We start from the raw sequence: 18,546 nt of genomic DNA on the forward strand, positions 1-18,546 counted from the left end.
CCGCGACGAACCGTCAGAAGCGATAACCGAGCGTCACGCCATAGGTCGCCGGTTTTGCCGCATAGCGGACGACGGTATCCTGTCCCGCCACGACGTTGGTCCAGTAATAGGTGCCGGTCACATTCTTGCCCCACAGCGTCGCTTTCCAGCGGCCGTCGGGCTCCTCGATCCCCAATTGCAGGTCGAGCAGCGCATAATCGTCGATCTTGTACAGCGGCGTTTCGCCGACGATCGCGTTGGTCGCGCTGCGATAGGTGAGCTGGACGCCGCCGAACAGGTTCAGCCCGCTGCTGAGCGGAATGTCGGCGCGCATGTTCGTCGCGGCCTGCCACTTCGGCGTGAAGGGCACCCGCGTACCCGCAAAGTCGGCGGTAACGCCGCCGGCATTGACGCCGGTGTAGCGATCGATTTCGGAGTCGACATAAGTCAGCGCCGCCCCGACGCTCAACCCCTGCGTCGGCCGTGCCTGCAGTTCCAGCTCGAACCCCTGAAGATGCGATTTCGGGATGTTGATGATCGCATCGAGAATGCCGAAGGTGGCATCGATCAGTTTCGAGCGCAGCTGCTTGTTGCGATAGTCCATATAGAAGACCGCACCGTTCAGCGACACGCGGCGATCGGCGAACTGCGCCTTGAAACCGCCTTCGTAATTGAGGATCGATTCCTGGACCGCCGGCGTGAACTGCGCGGTCGACGAGGCGTTGATGTTGCCGAAGGTCCCCGCCTTGTACCCCTTGGACACGTTGGCATAGAGTAAGAGGTCGCTCGACGGCTTGAAATCGACGCCCGCGCGCCACGAGATATTGTCCTCGTTGAGCTGGCTCTTGAACTCCGGCCCGTTGAAGAAATTCTCGTCGAGCACGAAACAGTCGGTCGGGCCCAGCGCCGGCCGGGTCGGGTCGCCGGACAGCAGGCGCGAGAAGAAGGTGAACAGCGCCGAAGTCAGGCCGTCGCCGCCATCGCGGTTACAGATGGTGGCGCTGCGCCGCGCATCGGTGTAGCGGATGCCGCCCTTGACGGTCAGCTTGTCGCCGATGTCGAACTCGACATTGCCGAAGGCGGCAAGGTTGCGCATCCGCTGGTCGCTGTAATTCTCGCTGGTCGTGATCCCGAAATTGTAAAAGGCCGACGAGTCCCCATAGAGCAGGTTCTCGATGTAATAGACCTTGTCGCGGCTGTAATTGCCGCCGACGATGAACCGGACGCGGCTGGCGGGATCGTTGGCGATCCGCAATTCCTGCGACAGGCTGCGGATGCGCCCCGCAAAGGCGCGCAGGTCGATGTCCTGCAGGTTCATCCCGTCCTGGTCGAGGGCGCCGCGCTGGTTGAACCGGCTGTACGCCGAAATCGAGGTCAACGTCAGCCCGCCGCCCAGCTCGATATCGCCGCGCAGCGACGCCTGCGCTAACTTGCGGTTGATGAACATGCCGTTGTCGGTCGACCAGTCGGCGGAGCGCGAATTCAGTGGCGATCGCGGATAGTCGCGGACAATCTGGGTGTTCGACACCGCCTGTTCGTTGAAGGCGAGATATTGCACCGCGAGCGGGTCGCTCTTGTCCTGCCAGCCGTTGATGTTGAGCTGGAAGCTCATGGTGTCGCTCGGCTCCCAGTCGAGCAGGAAGCGGCCCGCGAGTTCGCGGACGCGGCCGTTTTCGTCGTCACGGGTATAGCTTTTCTGCCAGGGCCCGCTGCGCGCGCCGCGAATGGCGAGGCGGGCACGGAGCGTCTCGCTCAGCGGGCCGCTGATATAGGCATTGCCGATAAAATGGTTGAAGCGGCCATAGCTCGCCTCGACCCCCGCCTCGAAATCGGCAGTGGGCTTGGCGGCGATATAGTTGATCGCGCCGCCGGTGGAATTCTGGCCGAACAGCGTGCCCTGCGGCCCTTTCAGCACCTCGATGCGCTCGAGGTCGAATGCGGTCAGCGTGGTCAGGACCGGGAACGGCAGCGGCACCTGGTCGAGATAGACGCTCGCGGTGGGATAGGAGCCGAGCGAGGTGTCGTAAAAGCCGACGCCGCGCAATGTGAAGACCGGCGTGTTGTTCGCGCTGTTGGTGTAGCTGAGGCCGGGGACCGCCTGTGCGATATCGGCGGCGGAGGTGATCTGGCGTTCGCTGAGGTCGTCCGCGCCGACCGCCTTGATCGTCAGCCCGACGCGGTTGATCGATTCCTCGCGCTTGTTCGCGGTAACGATGATCTCGTTGCCGTCGAACCCGCTCGCCGCGGGCGCGGCCGGACCCGCTTCCTGGCCATAGGCGGCAGCCGGCGCAGCCCCCAATGCCAGCATCGAACAGCCGATTGAAATGGCGACACGCATGGAACCCATCGATCCTCTCCTCCCGTTGCGGCCCGCATTTTCGCGAGTCCGTCTCCCGGCGAGGACGCCCCGCCGGACGCCTTCATTTCACATTGACGGACATCCGTCAATATCGTTCGACGATTTCGTGTGATGACAGCGTAAGACGGTTTCGAACACATATGATGGACGACAGGCGCCGCATAAGTTACATGCGGGGCAATCAGGGGCAGGAACCGAAATGGCGACAAATATGAAAACGGCACGAAAAAGTGCGGCGGCGGACGAGGCGACGGAGGCAAAGACGGCAAGCGACGGATCGGTCGCCAGCGCCGCCGACCGCGTTTCGGAATCGATCTTGCAGGGCATAAGGTCGGGGTCATTCGTGCCCGGACAGCACCTGCTGGAACCCGACCTGACGCGCCGGCTCGGCATCAGCCGGGGGTCCTTGCGCGAAGCGCTCAAGCATCTCGCCGCCGCCGGGATCGTCACCCTCAACCGCTTTCGCGGCGCCTATATCAGCACCCTCGACCGCAAATCGGTGCTCGACCTGCTCGACACGCTCGAACCGCTGGCGCGCTTGGGCGCGCGACTCGCCGCCGAAAATTGCGGCACCGAGGCGCAGCGCCGCCGCATGCTGGCCGCCGCCGCGAACATCGATACCGCGACGAGGGAGCGCAATCGCGGGCTCTACCTCGATCGCCGCCGGCAATTCTATGACGCGATGATCGACATCGGCGGCAATATGGAACTCGCGCGCGCGATGCCGCTCAGCCGCACCGACCTGTTCCGCGCGCAGGTCGAGACGATCCAGACCGAACGACAGCGGATGCTGCACGCCTCGGGCTATGCAAAAATCACCAGAGCGATCGTCGAAAACGACCCCGCCGGAGCCGATCGCGCGGTCAAAAAACACTTCGACGGCACACGAAAAACGATCCACGAATTGCCGTCTCACGCCTTCCCATCGTTGGAAATCTAGGGATTTTTACGCCTAACTGTCACACGCGCCCGCAATGCGTCCGTTAAAATCACTGGACGAAATCGTCCGACACGTTTAGCTCCCTCTCAACGAGCCGCGACGAATCGCGCGCCGCGGGAGAGGTGGGTCATGCTGTGCATCACAGCCATTTATCCGAACGAGCCGGGTAGCCGGTTCGACGCCGGCTATTACCAATCGTCGCATGCAAGGACCGCGCAGGCGCTGCTGGCGCCGCACGGGCTGACCGCCATTCGCACCACCGTCGGCACCGCGGCGCTCGACGGATCGCCGCCGCCCTTCTGGGCGGTCAGCGAGATGCATTTCACGTCGCGCGCCGCGTTCGACGCCGGCATCGCCGCCGAGGGCGCGGCACTGTTCGCCGACATTCCCAATTACACCAATGTCACCCCCATCCTGCAGGTCAGCGAACTGGCCGCAGCCTAAACCCACCCAGGAGAGCGACGATGTCCGGTTACAATCCCAACACCCCCTATGTCCGCAACGCAATGAGCGACATCGGCTATATCACCGCGCTCGACGAGGTACTGAACCACCAGATTGTCGATACCTTCTCGACCGTTTCGACCTCCGAACAGAGCTGGACCGAGAAGATCTGGTCGGCGATCGTCCGCAAGGATGGGACGATGGGCATCGATTTCGGCCTCGGCCGCTATCATAATCGCGGCGTCCTCGACGGCTGGGCGGCGGTATCGCGCGGGTCGGAGCAATGGACGGTGCGCGCCAACCGCGAACTGCGCGACGATCCGTCGATCACCCAGGTCGGCCCGCTGACCTACGAGATCATCGAACCGCTGCGCAAGGTCCGCTATGCGCTCGCCAAGAATGACGCCCAGCCGATCAGCTACGACATCGTCTTCACCGCCGAAATGCCGCCCTTCTTCGAGGATCGCCACAAGCAGCGCGAGCGCGACGGCTTCCGCGTCGGCTCCGACGTCGTCCGCTATCACCAGATCGGCGTGCCGTCGGGCTGGGTCGAGATCGAGGGCGAACGCTTCGAGGTCAATCCCGAGGAATGGACCGAATATCGCGACCATAGCTGGGGAACCCGGCTCGACGTCGGTGCGCACAATGCCGATGTTCGCCCCTCGTCCGACTTCGGCGACGTCAAGTTCGGCGAAGGCGAGTTCGTGCTCGTCTGGAGCCCGTTCATGCTCGAAAGCCCGAACGGCGAGCGCTCCTCCTTCCACTTCTATCATATGTCGAAACAGGGCCATATCTTCTACTCGTCGGGCTATCGCAACCTGCCCGACGGCACGCAGGAAAAGGTCGCGCGGGTGCGCCCCGAGCTGCGCTACGACGACAAGACCCGGCGCCTGCTCGGCGGCACCGTCCATTTCGACATGCTGCAGGGCGGCACCCACAGCGTCGAGATCGAAGTGATGGGCACCGCCGGCGTCCACCTCGGCCCCGGCCTCTACTTGGGCTTCGACGGCCGCAAGCACGGCTCGTGGCACGGCCCGTTGACGATCGAGGGCGAATATTTCCCCGACACGATGGACGTCGAGACGCTGAAGCGCATCCGCCAGCTCCGCGATTGCCCGATCCGCGTGCGGCAGGGCGACGCCGTCGGCTACGGCATCATGGAAACGATCATCCACGGCGCACATCCCGACATGGGCCTGACCGCCGCCAATTCGATCGTCTGATCCGGTGGCGCGCGACACCGACCAGCTCGCCGCCGGCCTGCGCGATTACCTGCCGCGCGGCGCCGGTATCACCGGGGTGACCACGCTGTCGGCGGGGCATTCGAACGAGACCTATCTGGTCGACGGTATCGGCGAGGTGCTGCGCATGCCGCCGTCGGAGGAAGGCCTGCTGCCGCCCTATGACATGGCGCGGCAGCACGCCGTGCTGTCGGCGGTCGCGAACTCAGCTCCCGGTGTCCCGCTGCCGCCCGTTCTCGAACTCTGCACCGACCCGTCCGTCCTGGGCGACGAATTTTTCCTGATGGGACAGGTGCCGGGCGAGGCCTTCGAATATGCGGTGCCCGACTGGCTCGCCGCCGATCCGGACGCCGGCGCCGAAAGCGTCTGCCGCCAATGGTTCGACGCCCTGCTCGCGCTGCACAACATGCCCGCCGGGGCGATGCCGCCGGGCGAACGGACGGTGCAGCAGGAAGCGCAGCACTGGCTCGACGTCGCGCGCGGCGCGGAGTCGATGCCGGTGCTCGTCGACATCCTCGAGGATCTGGCCAAGCGCCCGCCGCGCACCAGCGGCGCGCCGACCCCGGTGCACGGCGACCCCAAACATGGCAATTGCCTGTGGCACGAGGGACGGCTGACCGCGCTGCTCGACTGGGAGATGGCCCAGATTTCGGAGCCTTTGCTCGACCTCGGCTATGTGCTGATGTTCCACGATCAGGGTGAGGCCTCGCTCGCCGACGCGGGCTTTGCCCTGCCCGGCTGGTGGTCAGCCGACCGGATGATCGCCGAGTGGGAAAAGGGCACCGGCCGCACCGCCATCGACGTCGCACGCTATGCGGTGCTGGGACAGGCGAAGGTCGCGGCGATCATCTCGGTCGGCGCCTATCTCTTCAACAGCGGCCGTATCGCCGACCCGCGTTTCCAGGCTTTCGCCGGGGTGCTCCCCGCCTATGTGGCGCTGCTGGAGAAGCGCGCGATGGCTGCGGGATAAGGATCGCATCCGCAAGCGCGGCGAGGATTGCTTCGCCGCACTCGCGATGACGGAAGATTCAATCGGTTTCCAATCGCACCAGCGGTGCGCCATATTCGACGAGATCGCCGTCGTTCGGCAGGATTGCCGCGACGCGGCCCGCGGTCTCGCTGACGATGTCGGTCGCCTCGCCGAGCTTGTCGACCCGCCCGATCACCGTTCCAGCCTCGACCATCGCCCCCGGGGCGACCCGCGCCGAGAAAATGCCGAGGTGCGGTGCGGTGACATCGCGCACCGCCGCAAGCGCGGCGGCGACCGCCTGCCCCGCGCGCGCCAGCATGGGATTGGCGCCGCCATCGGCCTTCGCCATGAACAGCGACCAGCCGCCGCTGCGGAAATGCAGGTCGCGCCAGGGCGAGGCGGCAAAGCTGGCGAGCAGTGCGCGGACTTCCTCGATCGTCGAGCTCATGCCGCATCCCCGATCATCGTCAGCAAGACCGGCAGCACCGGTTCGGTAACGATCGTCGTCGCCCCCGCGCCGCGCGCGATCCGCGCGATATCGTCGTTGGCGAGCGCATGGCCGCGCACGACGCTGGCGCCGCCAATCGCTCCCGCCAGCGCCTCCGCATCGCCCGCCGCCAGCGCGCGGTCGACGTCGAACCCGTCGGGCCCGGCCGCGAAATCGACCACCGCAACGGGGCTCGCCGCACGCGCCCATTCGATAAGCTGACGGAGCCGGGCGTCGGCCTGCTCGTTCGGCGCCTCGGTCGCGAGCGTACCGGCATAGACCAGCCCGCCCGCGCCATCGACCGTCACCACCGTTCCCGCTTTCGCCACCGCACCGTCGCCGACCCCGACGACGCACGGCCGCCCGAGCGCGCGGCTGACCACCGCGGCGTGCGAGGTCGACCCGCCTTGCTCTGTCACCACCGCGCGCGCCGCGATCATGCCATGGACGTCGTCGGGACTCGTCGTCTTGCGCACAAGGATCACATCCTCGCCCGCCGCGGCGCGGCGTTCGGCCTCATCGGCGTCGGCGACCAGCACGCCGGTCGCCGCGCCGGGGCAAGCCCCCTCACCCGTCGCGAGCACCGCCGCACCATCGGTCGCGCCGTCGCTGAGCCGCGGCAACAGCAGCGTCCGCACCTGTTCGGCACTCACCCGCGACAGCGCGGTGGCGGGGTCGATGCGACCCTCGGCAACCATGTCCACCGCAAAGCGCACCGCCGCCGCCGGTGCACGCTTGGCCGCGCGCGACTGGAGCAGGTAGAGCTGCCCCGACTGGACGGTGAATTCGATATCCTGCACGTCGCCATGCTCGCGTTCGAGCCGATCGCTCGCGGCGAGCAGCGCGGCATGCGCCTCGGGCTCGGCCGTCGCCATGGCGTCGAGCGGCAGCGGGGTGAATTTCCCCGACACGACATCCTCGCCCTGCGCCCGCGGCAGATATTCGCCATAGGGTTCGGCCTCGCCGGTTAGCGGATTGCGGCTGAACAGCACCCCGGTTCCGCTCCGCTCGTCGAGATTGCCGAACACCATCGCCTGGATCGTCACCGCGGTGCCGAGGTCGTGCGGGATATTGTTATGCTCGCGGTAGCGCCGGGCGCGGCGGGTGTTCCAGCTTTCGAACACCGCGCGCACCGTCGCGAGCAATTGGTCGCGGACGCTTGCGGGCACCGGACCGCCCGCCGCCTCGACCGCCGCGCGCCAGTCGCCGGGCGGGGCGTCGCCTGCGAGTTCGACCGGCGCCTTGAGCACGATCGAGGCATAAAGTTCAAGGAAGCGCCGATGCGTGTCGCGCGCAAAGCCGGGGAGCCCCGTTTCCGCCGCCAGCGCCGCTTCGCCGGCATCGTCGATGCCGAGGTTGAGCACCGTGTCCATCATCCCGGGCATCGAGATAGCCGCGCCCGACCGCACCGAGAGCAACAGCCGCTTCTCGCCCGCGCCGAAGCTGCGGCCGGTTTCGCTTTCGAGCCACGCGAGCCCGGCGTCGATCTCTTCCGCTAGCCCGGCCGGAAAATCGCCGCTGTCGAGAAAGGCGAGACATGCCTTCGTGCCGATCACGAACGCCGGCGGCACCGGCAGGCCGAGCCCGCGCATCCGCGCGATCGACCAGGCCTTGCCGCCCGCCGCCTCCTTGGTCGGCAGTTCGGACCCGTCGAGCTTGATCGTCCAGCCACTCATTCGTCGCGCTCCGTGCCCATGATGCGTAGCAATTCCTCGTGCAGCTCGAACCAGACGGTGTGATAGGAGTCGCGGCGGATATCGCTGACCCATTCGATATCGCCGTCCTCGGCCGCTTCCAGAGCGGCGAGCAATTTGTCGCCATAGATCTTCAGCCGCGGCAGCTCGCGTGCGAGCCCCGTCAGGATCGGTTCGGCCTGTTCGTGCAGCGCGCCGAGCCGATCGACGATCTTCGCGTCATAATCCTTGTCGCGATGATCGTTCGCGACCTTTTGCCCGCCGACGTCGAGCGTCTGCCAGTCGGTGATGATCTGCTTCAGCGTCCGGTTGACCCGCTCGAACCCGTCATAGGCCGAACGAAACCCCGCATCGTCGCGCAAATGCTGGAAATGCAGGCCATAGCGCGACTGCAGCGCAACCCCTGCCAGCGGGGTCAGCGCATAAGCACCCTTCGCCTCGATCGCGCGGCCGGTCGCGACGGCTTCGGCCAGCAACGCGGCGGCGCGCTCCTCGCTCAGGCCGACCAGCTCGCCGATCGCCTTGGCGGGCGCGTGGCGCTTGATCGCGGCGCCGTGCAGCGCCAGGTCGCGGTCGTTCACGCCCCCTCTCCTTCCAGCAACCAGACGCGGCCGACACGTTCGACCCCGTCCTGATAATCCTCGGTGGTCTTTGCGGGCGCACTCGCCTCGATCATCACCGTGTCGCCGTCCCGAATCCCCGCGATCTTCGCATTCATCAGGCACGGAATATTATATTCGCGGGTCAGGATGCCGAGGTGCGAGCGCACCGTGCCGCCGGCACAGATGACCCCTGCAAACTGTTCGATAATCGGCGCCGTCAGCGTCCCGCCGCTGTCGTCGATCACCGCGATCGTCCCCGGCGGTACGCCGTCGGTCAGATAGGCGAGCACGCGGTCGTTCGAGCGGATATAGCGCGCCGTGCCGCTGATGTTCCGGGCGTGCTGGACAACATTGTCGCCGACGCCGCGCAGCGCGCGTCCCTCGCCATCGGCCTCGCCCGACGGCGCTTCGGGATGCGCGAAACCGGCATCGGTCGCCGCATCGTCGCCCGCCGATTTATAGGCTTCGGGCCGTTCGGCAACCGAAATGCTGGCCGACCAGTCGAAGCGGTGCCCGCTTGCCAGCAACCGCGCCTCGATCGCCGCAAAATCCTCCCTGGTCAGCAGGTCGTCGGCGCCGGCCATGGTGAAGGCGCCCCAGTCCCGCCCCGATTCGCGAAACCGGTCGCGCACCAGTTGCTGCACCAGCCCCAGCGTCGCCTCGACCAGCGGCGATGCCGGCGGCTTCACATGAAGTGCATTGTCGATAGGCAGCTTGGCCAACCCTCATCCCCTGACGTCGTTTTGCTTGCCCGCTAGGTGACCGAAGCGCGGCGCGATGTCAATAAGCATTGGGCAAAATCGTCGAACGATATTGACCAATGAATACTCTTTCCCCTATGAAGCTTCGACAAGCAGCATCGGGGAAGGATGACGACATGGGCCTGACGGCGAATCCGCGCATTTTGGTGGTCAACGACGACGGCATCGACGCACCGGGAATCGTGCTGCTCGAAGAGATTGCGCGCCAGTTCAGCGACGACGTCTGGGTCGTCGCACCCGACGAGGAACGATCGGGCGCGGGCCATTCGATGTCGATCAGCCACCCCGTCCGCGTCGTCCAGCGCGACGAACGCCACTGGGCAGTCCGCGGCACGCCGACCGACTGCGCGCTGCTCGGCATCTATGAATTTATGACCGACAAGGCGCCCGATCTGATCCTGTCGGGGATCAATCGCGGTCCGAACCTCGCCGAGGACATCACCTATTCGGGCACCGCGTCGGCGGCGATGGAAGGCGCAGTGCTCGGCATCCCCGCGATCGCGCTCAGCCAGATCATCCGCTACCAGAGCCCGATCCACTGGGACACGGCGCGCAAATATGCGCCGATCGTGATCCGGCAACTGCTCGAACTCGACTGGACGCCCGGGCTGTTCGTCAACGTCAATTTCCCCAATTGCCCGGTCGAAGAGGTTACCGGCATCCGCGCAACGACACAGGGCCAGCGCCCCTCGGGCTGCTTCCGTCCCGTCCGCCGCGTCGACGAACGCCATGTCCCCTACTACTGGATCAAGATCGGCTTCCCCGAGGGCGGCGACGACGACGGCAACGACCTGCATGCCGTGCTCGACAACAAGGTGTCGATCACGCCGCTGCAACTCGAAATGACCGCGCATGCGGTGGTGCCGGAGATTGCGGCGCTGTTCGCCGATGCGGATGCAGTAACGAACTGACGAGCGAGCGACGGCCTCGGGGTGGCGAGCGGACGTCGCCCCCATTTTCGTCATCCCGGACTTGATCCGGGATCCACCGCAGCACCGATAGTCATGGCCCCCGGATCAAGTCCGGGGTGACGATCAAGGTGACAGCCATCTTCAGCGGCAAGCCTCCATCGCCTGGCGCGCCAGCGAAGCGAGCCGCGGGAAGGCTTCGGCGCGTTCGCGGGCGTGGGCGCTGTTCGCGCTGCCGCGGATCACCCGCCCCTTGATGCCGTGAAAGATCGCCGCGAGGCGGAAGAAGTTGAACGCGACGTAGAAATCCCAGCCGGGAATCCCGCTCCGTCCGGTACGCCGGCAATAGGCATCGACATAGGCCGCCTCGGTCGGCAGGCCGAGCGGCACCGGGTCCGCACCGCCGAGCCCCGCGACGATATCGGGGGGCATGCGGTACATCAGCGCGTGATAGGCAAAATCCGAGACCGGGCTGCCGAGCGTCGACAACTCCCAGTCGAGCACCGCGACGACACGCGGCTCGGTGGGATGGAAGATCATATTGTCGCACCGGAAATCGCCGTGCACGATGCCGCTGTCTTCGTCGGCGGGAATATTTTGCGGCAGCCATTCGACGAGCGCGTCCATGTCGGCATTGCGGCCCGCCGCCTCGTCCTCCAGATATTGTTTCGACCAGCGTCCGATCTGGCGCGCGAAGTAATTGCCCGGCCGCCCGAAGTCGCCGAGCCCGACGGCCTCCGGATCGACCCGATGCAGCGCCGCGATCACCGTGTTCATCGCGTCGAAATAGGCCGCGCGCTCGCCGACCGGCACCTCGCCGAAGGACGCGTCCCAGAAGATGCGCCCTTCGACGAGCGCCATCACATAGAAGGCGCTGCCGACGACCGCATCGTCGTCGCAAATCCCCAGCACCGCCGGCACCGGCACCGCGGTCGGCGCCAGCGCCGACAGGACGCGCGCCTCGCGCAACACGTCGTGGGCGCCCTTCACCAGTTCCCCCGGCGGCTTGCGCCGCATCACATATTGCGCGCCCGGCGTCGTCAGCCGATAGGTCGGGTTCGACTGGCCGCCCTTGAACTGCTCGATCGTCAGCGGCCCCCGATAGCCGGCGACATTTGCCTCCAGCCAGGTCTCGAGCGCCGCCGCGTCGAGCGCGACGCGAACCTCGCCCGCGCCGATATTCGCCGATGCGTCAGTGGCCATGCGCATTCTTCCAGTCGCGCTTGATCTTCTTGGCAAGGCTCCACTTATGGACCTCGGTCGGACCGTCATAGATGCGGAAGGCGCGGACCTCGCGGAACACCTGCTCGACGATCGTCTTATCGGTGACCCCGGTGCCGCCCATCACCTGGACGCAGCGGTCGGCGATGCGCATCAGCGCTTCCGACACCGCAACCTTCGCCATCGAGCTTTCGGCGGTGCCGAGATCGCCGGTGTCGAGGATTTCGGCGCACCAGCGGATCATCAGCTCAGCCTGCTTCAGGTCGATCAGATTCTCGGCGAGCATGAAGCCAACGCCCTCATGGTCGATCAGCGGCTTGCCGAAGGCATGGCGCCGGTTGGCATAGTCGGTCGCGATCTCGTGCGCGCGCTGACAGGCGCCGTGCCAGCGCATGCAGTGCGACAGCCGCGCGGGGCTCAGCCGCACCTGCGCATATTTGAACCCCTCGCCCGCTTCGCCCAGCATCTGGTCGGCGGGAATGCGTAGATTGTCGATGACGACGGTCGCATGGCCGCCGGGCATCGAGCTGTCGATCGTATTGGGCACATGTTCGATGCGGATCGCCGGATCGGGCAGATCGACCAGGAACATGCACGCGCCGCCGCCGGCCGCGACATCCTCGGCCTTCGCCATGACGATGCCGACCCTCGCGCCGTCGGCGCCGGTGATGAAGCATTTGCGGCCGTTCACCACCCAGTGATTGCCGTCCATCCGGCAGGTCGTCTTCATCATCGACGGGTCGGACCCGGCGCCGCCCTCTTCGGCGGGCTCGGTCATGAAGAAGGCCGAACGGGCCTCGCCCCGCACCAGCTTGTCGAGGAAGCGCGCCTTGAGTTCGGGACTGCCGACCTTGCCGAGCAGATACATATTGCCCTCGTCGGGCGCCGCGGTGTTGCAAGCGAGCGGACCGAGCGGCGACAGCCCGGTCTTCTGCAGCACATAAGCCGTCTCGACCTGCGTCAGATGGTCGCCGTCGCCAAGGATATGCGGCGTCAACACCCCGGCGGCGCGCGCTTTCTCCTTCAGCTCGTCGACCAGTTCGTCGGTCGGCGCGCCATGATGGTCGCGGCGCGGGTCGCTTTCATAGGGAGCGACAATATCGCGGACGAACGCTTCGACGCGCTCGCCAATCGCGCGGGCCCGGTCCGAGACGCTCATCGCGGCGCCATCCGGATCGCACCGTCGAGACGGATCGTTTCGCCGTTGAGCATGGGATTCTCCACTATGCTGCGCACCATCTGCGCATATTCCTCGGGCTTGCCGAGACGGCTGGGATGCGGAACCTGCGTGCCGAGGCTGTCCTGCGCCGCCTGCGGCAGCCCCATCAGCATCGGGGTCAGAAAGATGCCGGGCGCGATGGTGACGACGCGGATGCGGTGCTGCGCGAGGTCGCGCGCGACCGGCAGCGTCATGCCGACCACGCCGCCCTTCGACGCCGAGTACGCCGCCTGCCCGATCTGCCCGTCAAAGGCCGCGACCGACGCAGTGTTCACGATCACGCCGCGTTCCTCGCCGACCGGCTCCGCCGCGGCGAGCCGCGCCGCGAACTGGGCGATCAGGTTGAAACTGCCGATCAGATTGACCTCGACGGTGCGGCGAAACGCATCGAGCGGATGCGCCTTGTTTTCCTTGCCGACGGTCTTGATCGCCGGCGCGACGCCCGCGCAGTTGACGAGGATGCGCGCCGTGCCGTGCGCCGCCTCGGCCGCGTCCAGCGCTGCAGCGACGCTCGCCTCATCGGCGACATTGGCGGCGACGAACAGGCCGCCGATCGCCTTGGCGTGCGCGGCGCCGACCTCTTCGTTAAGGTCGAGTATCGCGACCTTGGCGCCAAGCTCCGCGAGCATAGCAGCGGTCGCGCCGCCCAGCCCCGACGCGCCGCCGGTCACGACGGCCGCCAATCCTTCGATCTTCATTTTCAGCTCCTCAATCTACAATATCTGCGGCTGCCATCATCGCCCGGCACCCCGAAAATCGGGCGCGCGCTTGGCAAGGAAGGCAGCAATTCCTTCGCGGCTTTCCGGCCCCGCACCCGCTTCGGCTATGGCACGCGCCTCGTCTTCGAGCTGGGTCTCGAGACCATTGGTGAAACTCCGCTGCAACAGGCGGCGCGCCGTCCCGAGGGCATTCACGGCCGAGGCGGCCAGACGCTCGGCCGTTTCGGCGCCTTCCCCTGCCAGCGCGTCATCGTCGACGAGCCGCGTCACGATTCCGATCGCTTCGGCTTCTTCCGCCTTGATGCGGCGGTTGGTCAGGATGATCTCCTGCGCCTTGCGCAACCCGACGAGCCGCGGCAACAGCCAGCTCATGCCGCCGTCGGGGGTCAGCCCGATCGCCGAATAGGCGGCGGTAAAATGCGCCGAACGCGCGGCGAGGACGATATCGCCGGCGAGCGTCAGGCTCAGCCCCGCCCCAGCCGCCGGCCCGTTGACGAGCACGACCAGCGGGCATGGCATGCGCGCGAAACGCGCGACCGCCATGTGCAAGGTCCCCGCGAGCAGGCTGAGATGGGCGCCCGCGCCCTCGCCCGCCGTCGCAAAGCCGCCGACATCGCCGCCGGCGCAGAACAGCCGCCCCGTCCCGGTCAGGACGACGCAGCGAATCGACCGGTCGGTTTCACAGCGGATCGCGGCGTCCACCAATGCCTTCGCCATCGCGAGATCGATGGCGTTCCCCGACGCCGGACGGTTGAGCGTAATCGACGCGATTCCGTCCGAAACGTCGAAAATTACCGGCTGATCGGCCATGTTCGCCCCGTCATTTTCTGCTGCGCAGCGACCGTCGCTCGCTCACAAAGCTGCAACGTCGTGCATGGTTGAAACCAGTGCGTAAGTTATATACTCATGAGTATATGGAATGCTTCACCCTTTCCTGTCAACGGGAGTCCATGCCTTGCCGAGCCGCCGCATGACCCCGATTGCGTCCGAGCCCTCGCCTTTCCGCAGCCGCGAGGAGAAGCTCGCCGAGCGGGCGGAAAAACGCGAAGCCGTGCTGCGCGCCGCGGTCCGCATGTTCAACGCGCGCGGGTTCCACGCGACTTCGCTCGACGACGTCGCGGCCAGCCTGAATGTCAGCAAGCCGACGATCTACCATTATCTCGGCAACAAGGAACAGGTGCTGCTCGAATGCGTGAGCCGCGGGCTCGAGATGCTCGACGCCGCCGCGGCGAGAGCGCGGCTCCAAAGCGGGACCGGGCTCGACAGGCTACGCGAGTTTCTTCGCAGCTATGCCGAGGTCAATATGGACGATTTCGGCCGCTGCGTGATCCGGACCGGCGACGAAGTTCTGTCGGCCGAGGGGTCCAGGCGCTTTCGCGCGCTGAAGTCGCGGATCGATGCCGCCTTGCGAAGCCTGATCGAAGAGGCTGTCGCCGACGGCTCGATCGCCGCGACCGACGTCAGGCTTACCGCCTTCACCCTCGCCGGCGCGCTCAACTGGCCGTCGCGCTGGCACCGCCCCGACGGGCCGATGTCCGCGAGCGACATAGCGATTGCCATGGTCGATATCCTGACCGCTGGACTGGCGCCGCGAAGCGCGGCGAACGATGCTCCCCAGCCTTTATGACGTACCCCTGACGACAAGATTCGTCGGCAACAGAAGATTTCCGTCTCCCGGCTGGTTCGCATCGGCGATGATGCTGACCGCGCGAAAGGCAAGATCGGCAATCGGCTGGTGGACGGTGGTCAGCGGCGGCCACATCAGTTCGGCGATATTGCTGTTGTCGAAGCCGGCGACAGCGATATCGCCGGGGACCGACAGTCCCAGCTCGCGGATCGCGGCGATCGTACCGACGGCGATTTCATCGTTGAAGGCAAAGATCGCATCGGGCAGCGTCGCCGCGCCCCGCAGCAGTTCCAGGCTCGCCTCGCGCCCCGCCTCGGATATGCTTTCATGCAAGTCGATGCGGGTCAGCAATATGCTCGCCGGATCGCACCCCAATTCCGCCAATGCCTCGCAAAAGGCCTGTTCGCGGACCATCGCCGCCGCATGGTCCGCGGGTCCGGCGACGACGGCGAATCTGCGGCGCCCGCTGTCCCACAAATGCCTGGCTAATTCTCGCACCCCTTGCCGCTCGTCCGCCGCGACCGCGATCGAGCGGCCTGCCTGCTTGCCGGGCGCGATCCGCACATAGGGCAGGCCATCGCGATCGAGCGCGTCGAGCAGCTTCTCGTCGTCACAGACCGGCGGCGTCAGGATCAGCGCATCGCAATGCGCGCCGCGCAGCCCCTGTTCGTAGCGGTCGACGATGCTGTCGACGCCATGGTCGAACTCCTCGAGGACCAGGTGATAGCCATATTGGCGGCACGCCTTTGCGGCGCCCCGGAAAATCTCCGCGAAATAATAGGACGACAGGTGCGGCATGAACGCGCCGATCAGAAAGGAGCGCGACGCCGCCAGCGAGCGGGCGGCCTGGTTGACGCGATAGCCGGTCTCGCGAATCGCCGCCTCGATGCGCTCACGCGTGGCAGCGCTGACATTGGCATTGCGATTGACGACGCGCGACACGGTCTTGGCCGACACACCGGCGATCGCCGCGACATCATCGAGGGTGGCAGGCTTTTTCACGTCGGTGACGATAGGTTTCATCGCGCCTTGTTAGCCACCGAATACGTATCCAGTCCAGTCCTGATGTCAGCGCTGACATTTTCGATTGTCAGCGCTGACATGATTAGATAGCTAGCGATTCGAGAACAGAGATAAATGGGAGAGTTTCATGGGACCGTGGCTGTGCCGCGTAGCGCTTTTTGCCGCCTGTTCGCCTTTGGCCGTCGCCGCACAGGCGCATGCCGGCGATACAAACAACGACGCCGACCGGCGTGCCGCGACGACCGAAGCGGCGATGACGAACGAAGAACGGGTGACGCTTCTCAACGGCATCCTCGCCATGCCGCTCGGCGATACCAAGATTCCCGAAGGCGCCCCGCTCGGCGCGGGCTATATTCCCGGGATCGAGCGCTTGGGTGTGCCCGCGCTGACCGAAACCGACGCCAGCCTTGGCGTTTCCTATATCGGCGGCCTGCGCGGCGACGGCGCCACCGCCCTGCCGTCGGGCATGGCGATGGGGTCGACGTGGAGTCCCGAGCTGATGCAGAAGGGCGGCGCACAGATCGCCGGCGAAGCGCATGCGAAAGGCTTCAACGTGCTGCTCGCCGGCGGCATCAACCTCGTCCGCGACCCGCGCGGCGGCCGCGCGTTCGAATATCTCGGCGAGGATCCGCTCCATTCGGGCCTGCTCGGCGGCGCGGCGGTTGCCGGCATCCAGTCGCGGAGCGTGATTTCGACGATCAAGCACTTCGTGCTCAACCCGACCGAAATCGGCCGCCAGTTCCACAACGGCATCATCGACGAAGGCGCGCTGCGGATGAGCGATCTGCTCGCCTTCGAAATCGCGATCGAAAAGGGACAGCCCGGTTCGGTCATGTGCGCCTATAACAAGGTCAACGGCGCGCAGGCGTGCGGCAACGACCGGATGCTGAACGGCATCCTCAAGGGCGACTGGGGTTACAAGGGCTGGGTGATGTCCGACTGGGGTTCGGTGCGGGCGACCGATTTCGCGCTCACCGGGCTCGACCAGCAATCGGGGTCGCAACTCGACGGCGCGGTATTTTTCGGCCAGCCGCTGCTCGACGCCGCCAATCGCGACAAGCGCTACCAGCGCCGCATCGCCGACATGAGCCGCCGTATCCTGCGCTCGATCTACGCCGTCGGGGTCGATCGCAATCCGCCGCGCAAGGCGCCGATCGACGCCGCCGCGGGCGCCGCGGTCGCACAGGAGATCGCCGAGAAGGGCATCGTCCTGCTCCAGAATCGCGGCGACATCCTGCCGCTCGCCGCCACCGCAAAGCGCATCCTCGTCGTCGGCGGCTATGCCGATTCGGGTGTGCTGTCGGGCGCCGGATCGTCGCAGACGCAGGGCGAAGGCGGCCCCGCCGTGTCGCTGCCGACGATGAAGGACGGAGTATTTTCGGCGCTGATGGCGCAAAATTATCATCGTTCCTCGCCACTCGATGCCATTCGCGCCCGCGCGCCGCAGGCCGAGGTCGTCTTCCGCGACGGCCGCTATCCCGCCGAAGCGGCGGTCGCGGCGAAGAACGCCGACCTCGTCATCGTCTTCGGTACCCAGTGGATGACCGAAGGGCTCGACGTCCCCGACCTGTCGCTGCCGCAGGGGCAGGATGCGGTGATCGCCGCGGTGGGCAAGGCCAATCCGAACACCGTCGTCGTCCTCGAAACCGGCGGGCCCGTGGCAATGCCGTGGAAGGACGATGTGGGCGCGATCGTCGAAGCCTGGTATCCCGGCGCGCGCGGCGGCGAAGCGATTGCCGCGGTGCTGTTCGGCGACGTCAATCCGTCGGGCCGCCTGCCGGTGACCTTCCCGGCATCGGTTGCGCAACTGCCCCGCCCCGCCCTGCCCGGCGCCGAAACGGTCGAGCCGAGCTTCGCGGGTCATGGCAAGCCCGGCCAGACGCTCGACATCGACTATGATGTCGAGGGCGCCGACGTCGGTTATCGCTGGTTCGCCCGCAAGGATGAAAAGCCTCTCTATCCCTTCGGCTACGGGCTGAGTTACACCAGTTTCGAACGTTCGGGCCTCGCCGTATCGGGCGGCGCCAGCCCGACCGCCTCCTTCACGATCCGCAACAGCGGGGCGCGCGGCGGCGCCGATGTCGGGCAAGTCTATCTGATCGAAACCCCCAAGGGGAAAACGCGCCGGCTCGCCGCCTTTGCGCGGGTCGAGCTGAAGCCCGGCGAAGCGCGCACCCTCGACGTGCCGATCGATCCGCGCCTGCTCGCCGAATGGGGACCGAAGGGCTGGACGATCGCTCCCGGCACCTACCGCTTCGCGCTCGGCGCATCGGCCGAGGAACTGATCGAGGAAACCGCCGTCACGCTCGCCGGCAACACCTGGGGTTACCGCAAATAAACGATAAGACAGGG

General features: G+C 66.3%; 17 protein-coding genes. 7 read left to right on the top strand and 10 right to left on the bottom strand.

What is annotated here, in order from left to right; all coding sequences use genetic code 11:
* Positions 1-13: 13 nt before the first annotated feature.
* Positions 14-2,326, bottom strand: a complete 2,313-nt coding sequence (locus LH19_RS15260; RefSeq protein WP_062912970.1) for a TonB-dependent receptor — start codon at positions 2,324-2,326, stop codon at positions 14-16.
* Positions 2,327-2,549: 223 nt separating this feature from the next.
* On the opposite strand from LH19_RS15260, the gene LH19_RS15265 reads away from it, so the two are divergent.
* The 4 genes from LH19_RS15265 (at position 2,550) to LH19_RS15280 (ending at position 5,933) form a co-directional block, all read left to right on the top strand.
* Positions 2,550-3,278, top strand: coding sequence for a GntR family transcriptional regulator (locus tag LH19_RS15265; RefSeq protein WP_158514438.1), 729 nt, complete (start codon positions 2,550-2,552; stop codon positions 3,276-3,278).
* 129 nt (positions 3,279-3,407) lie between these two features.
* A complete protein-coding gene (locus LH19_RS15270) occupies positions 3,408-3,722 on the top strand; it encodes an EthD family reductase (RefSeq protein WP_054729681.1) in 315 nt (104 codons plus the stop codon).
* 20 nt (positions 3,723-3,742) lie between these two features.
* Positions 3,743-4,945, top strand: coding sequence for a hypothetical protein (locus tag LH19_RS15275; RefSeq protein WP_201258360.1), 1,203 nt, complete (start codon positions 3,743-3,745; stop codon positions 4,943-4,945).
* Between the two features lie 4 nt (positions 4,946-4,949).
* Complete coding sequence (locus tag LH19_RS15280; RefSeq protein ID WP_054729687.1) at positions 4,950-5,933, top strand: phosphotransferase family protein; 984 nt, start codon at positions 4,950-4,952, stop codon at positions 5,931-5,933.
* A 58-nt stretch (positions 5,934-5,991) separates the two neighbouring features.
* On the opposite strand, the gene LH19_RS15285 is transcribed toward LH19_RS15280, so the two are convergent.
* From LH19_RS15285 to LH19_RS15300, 4 genes are read right to left on the bottom strand one after another with little or no spacing between them, the layout of a single operon-like run.
* Positions 5,992-6,381 carry an acetyl-CoA carboxylase biotin carboxyl carrier protein subunit gene (locus LH19_RS15285; RefSeq protein ID WP_054729691.1) on the bottom strand — a complete coding sequence of 130 codons (390 nt, stop codon included), beginning with the start codon at positions 6,379-6,381 and terminating at the stop codon, positions 5,992-5,994.
* Entirely contained in the window at positions 6,378-8,096 is a 1,719-nt protein-coding gene (locus LH19_RS15290) for a pyruvate, phosphate dikinase (RefSeq protein ID WP_054729693.1), read from the bottom strand. The genes LH19_RS15285 and LH19_RS15290 overlap by 4 nt, the downstream gene beginning before the upstream one ends.
* Positions 8,093-8,695, bottom strand: a complete 603-nt coding sequence (locus LH19_RS15295) for a hypothetical protein (RefSeq protein ID WP_054729696.1) — start codon at positions 8,693-8,695, stop codon at positions 8,093-8,095. Before LH19_RS15295 ends, LH19_RS15290 begins: the two co-directional genes overlap by 4 nt.
* A complete protein-coding gene (locus LH19_RS15300; protein ID WP_201258361.1) occupies positions 8,692-9,438 on the bottom strand; it encodes a PEP-utilizing enzyme in 747 nt (248 codons plus the stop codon). Before LH19_RS15300 ends, LH19_RS15295 begins: the two co-directional genes overlap by 4 nt.
* A 155-nt stretch (positions 9,439-9,593) precedes the next feature.
* Between LH19_RS15300 and surE the strand changes: the two genes are divergently transcribed.
* Positions 9,594-10,388 (top strand): 5'/3'-nucleotidase SurE, encoded by a 795-nt coding sequence (surE, locus tag LH19_RS15305; protein ID WP_054729699.1) that lies wholly within the window; start codon positions 9,594-9,596, stop codon positions 10,386-10,388.
* 141 nt (positions 10,389-10,529) lie between these two features.
* Here the strand turns inward: surE and LH19_RS15310 are convergent, their stop codons facing one another.
* The 4 genes from LH19_RS15310 to LH19_RS15325 are packed head-to-tail and all read right to left on the bottom strand — an operon-like array spanning position 10,530 to position 14,354.
* Positions 10,530-11,588 (bottom strand): phosphotransferase, encoded by a 1,059-nt coding sequence (locus LH19_RS15310; RefSeq protein WP_145923482.1) that lies wholly within the window; start codon positions 11,586-11,588, stop codon positions 10,530-10,532.
* Positions 11,578-12,765 (bottom strand): acyl-CoA dehydrogenase family protein, encoded by a 1,188-nt coding sequence (locus LH19_RS15315; RefSeq protein WP_054729706.1) that lies wholly within the window; start codon positions 12,763-12,765, stop codon positions 11,578-11,580. Before LH19_RS15315 ends, LH19_RS15310 begins: the two co-directional genes overlap by 11 nt.
* Entirely contained in the window at positions 12,762-13,523 is a 762-nt protein-coding gene (locus LH19_RS15320; RefSeq protein WP_054729709.1) for an SDR family NAD(P)-dependent oxidoreductase, read from the bottom strand. Before LH19_RS15320 ends, LH19_RS15315 begins: the two co-directional genes overlap by 4 nt.
* Before the next feature lie 36 nt (positions 13,524-13,559).
* Positions 13,560-14,354, bottom strand: coding sequence for an enoyl-CoA hydratase/isomerase family protein (locus LH19_RS15325; RefSeq protein WP_054729710.1), 795 nt, complete (start codon positions 14,352-14,354; stop codon positions 13,560-13,562).
* Positions 14,355-14,514: 160 nt separating this feature from the next.
* Here LH19_RS15325 and LH19_RS15330 point away from each other — a divergent pair, with 160 nt between their 5' ends.
* Entirely contained in the window at positions 14,515-15,171 is a 657-nt protein-coding gene (locus LH19_RS15330; protein WP_054729713.1) for a TetR/AcrR family transcriptional regulator, read from the top strand.
* On the opposite strand, the gene LH19_RS15335 is transcribed toward LH19_RS15330, so the two are convergent.
* Positions 15,166-16,194 carry a LacI family DNA-binding transcriptional regulator gene (locus LH19_RS15335; protein ID WP_054729716.1) on the bottom strand — a complete coding sequence of 343 codons (1,029 nt, stop codon included), beginning with the start codon at positions 16,192-16,194 and terminating at the stop codon, positions 15,166-15,168. The two genes, LH19_RS15330 and LH19_RS15335, sit on opposite strands and share 6 nt — an antisense overlap.
* Positions 16,195-16,321: 127 nt before the next feature.
* On the opposite strand from LH19_RS15335, the gene LH19_RS15340 reads away from it, so the two are divergent.
* A complete protein-coding gene (locus LH19_RS15340; RefSeq protein WP_054729719.1) occupies positions 16,322-18,532 on the top strand; it encodes a beta-glucosidase family protein in 2,211 nt (736 codons plus the stop codon).
* Positions 18,533-18,546: the final 14 nt, after the last annotated feature.

It is taken from the genome of Sphingopyxis macrogoltabida, from assembly GCF_001314325.1.
Lineage (GTDB): Bacteria > Pseudomonadota > Alphaproteobacteria > Sphingomonadales > Sphingomonadaceae > Sphingopyxis > Sphingopyxis macrogoltabida.

Bases quoted from the DNA above. Each gene is read 5' to 3' on its own strand.
- LH19_RS15260 (WP_062912970.1), bottom strand. From the start codon at position 2,326: ATGGGTTCCATGCGTGTCGCCATTTCAATCGGCTGTTCGATGCTGGCA.
- LH19_RS15265 (WP_158514438.1), top strand. From the start codon at position 2,550: ATGAAAACGGCACGAAAAAGTGCGGCGGCGGACGAGGCGACGGAGGCA.
- LH19_RS15270 (WP_054729681.1), top strand. From the start codon at position 3,408: ATGCTGTGCATCACAGCCATTTATCCGAACGAGCCGGGTAGCCGGTTC.
- LH19_RS15275 (WP_201258360.1), top strand. From the start codon at position 3,743: ATGTCCGGTTACAATCCCAACACCCCCTATGTCCGCAACGCAATGAGC.
- LH19_RS15285 (WP_054729691.1), bottom strand. From the start codon at position 6,381: ATGAGCTCGACGATCGAGGAAGTCCGCGCACTGCTCGCCAGCTTTGCC.
- LH19_RS15290 (WP_054729693.1), bottom strand. From the start codon at position 8,096: ATGAGTGGCTGGACGATCAAGCTCGACGGGTCCGAACTGCCGACCAAG.
- surE (WP_054729699.1), top strand. From the start codon at position 9,594: ATGGGCCTGACGGCGAATCCGCGCATTTTGGTGGTCAACGACGACGGC.
- LH19_RS15310 (WP_145923482.1), bottom strand. From the start codon at position 11,588: ATGGCCACTGACGCATCGGCGAATATCGGCGCGGGCGAGGTTCGCGTC.
- LH19_RS15315 (WP_054729706.1), bottom strand. From the start codon at position 12,765: ATGAGCGTCTCGGACCGGGCCCGCGCGATTGGCGAGCGCGTCGAAGCG.
- LH19_RS15320 (WP_054729709.1), bottom strand. From the start codon at position 13,523: ATGAAGATCGAAGGATTGGCGGCCGTCGTGACCGGCGGCGCGTCGGGG.
- LH19_RS15325 (WP_054729710.1), bottom strand. From the start codon at position 14,354: ATGGCCGATCAGCCGGTAATTTTCGACGTTTCGGACGGAATCGCGTCG.
- LH19_RS15330 (WP_054729713.1), top strand. From the start codon at position 14,515: ATGACCCCGATTGCGTCCGAGCCCTCGCCTTTCCGCAGCCGCGAGGAG.
- LH19_RS15335 (WP_054729716.1), bottom strand. From the start codon at position 16,194: ATGAAACCTATCGTCACCGACGTGAAAAAGCCTGCCACCCTCGATGAT.
- LH19_RS15340 (WP_054729719.1), top strand. From the start codon at position 16,322: ATGGGACCGTGGCTGTGCCGCGTAGCGCTTTTTGCCGCCTGTTCGCCT.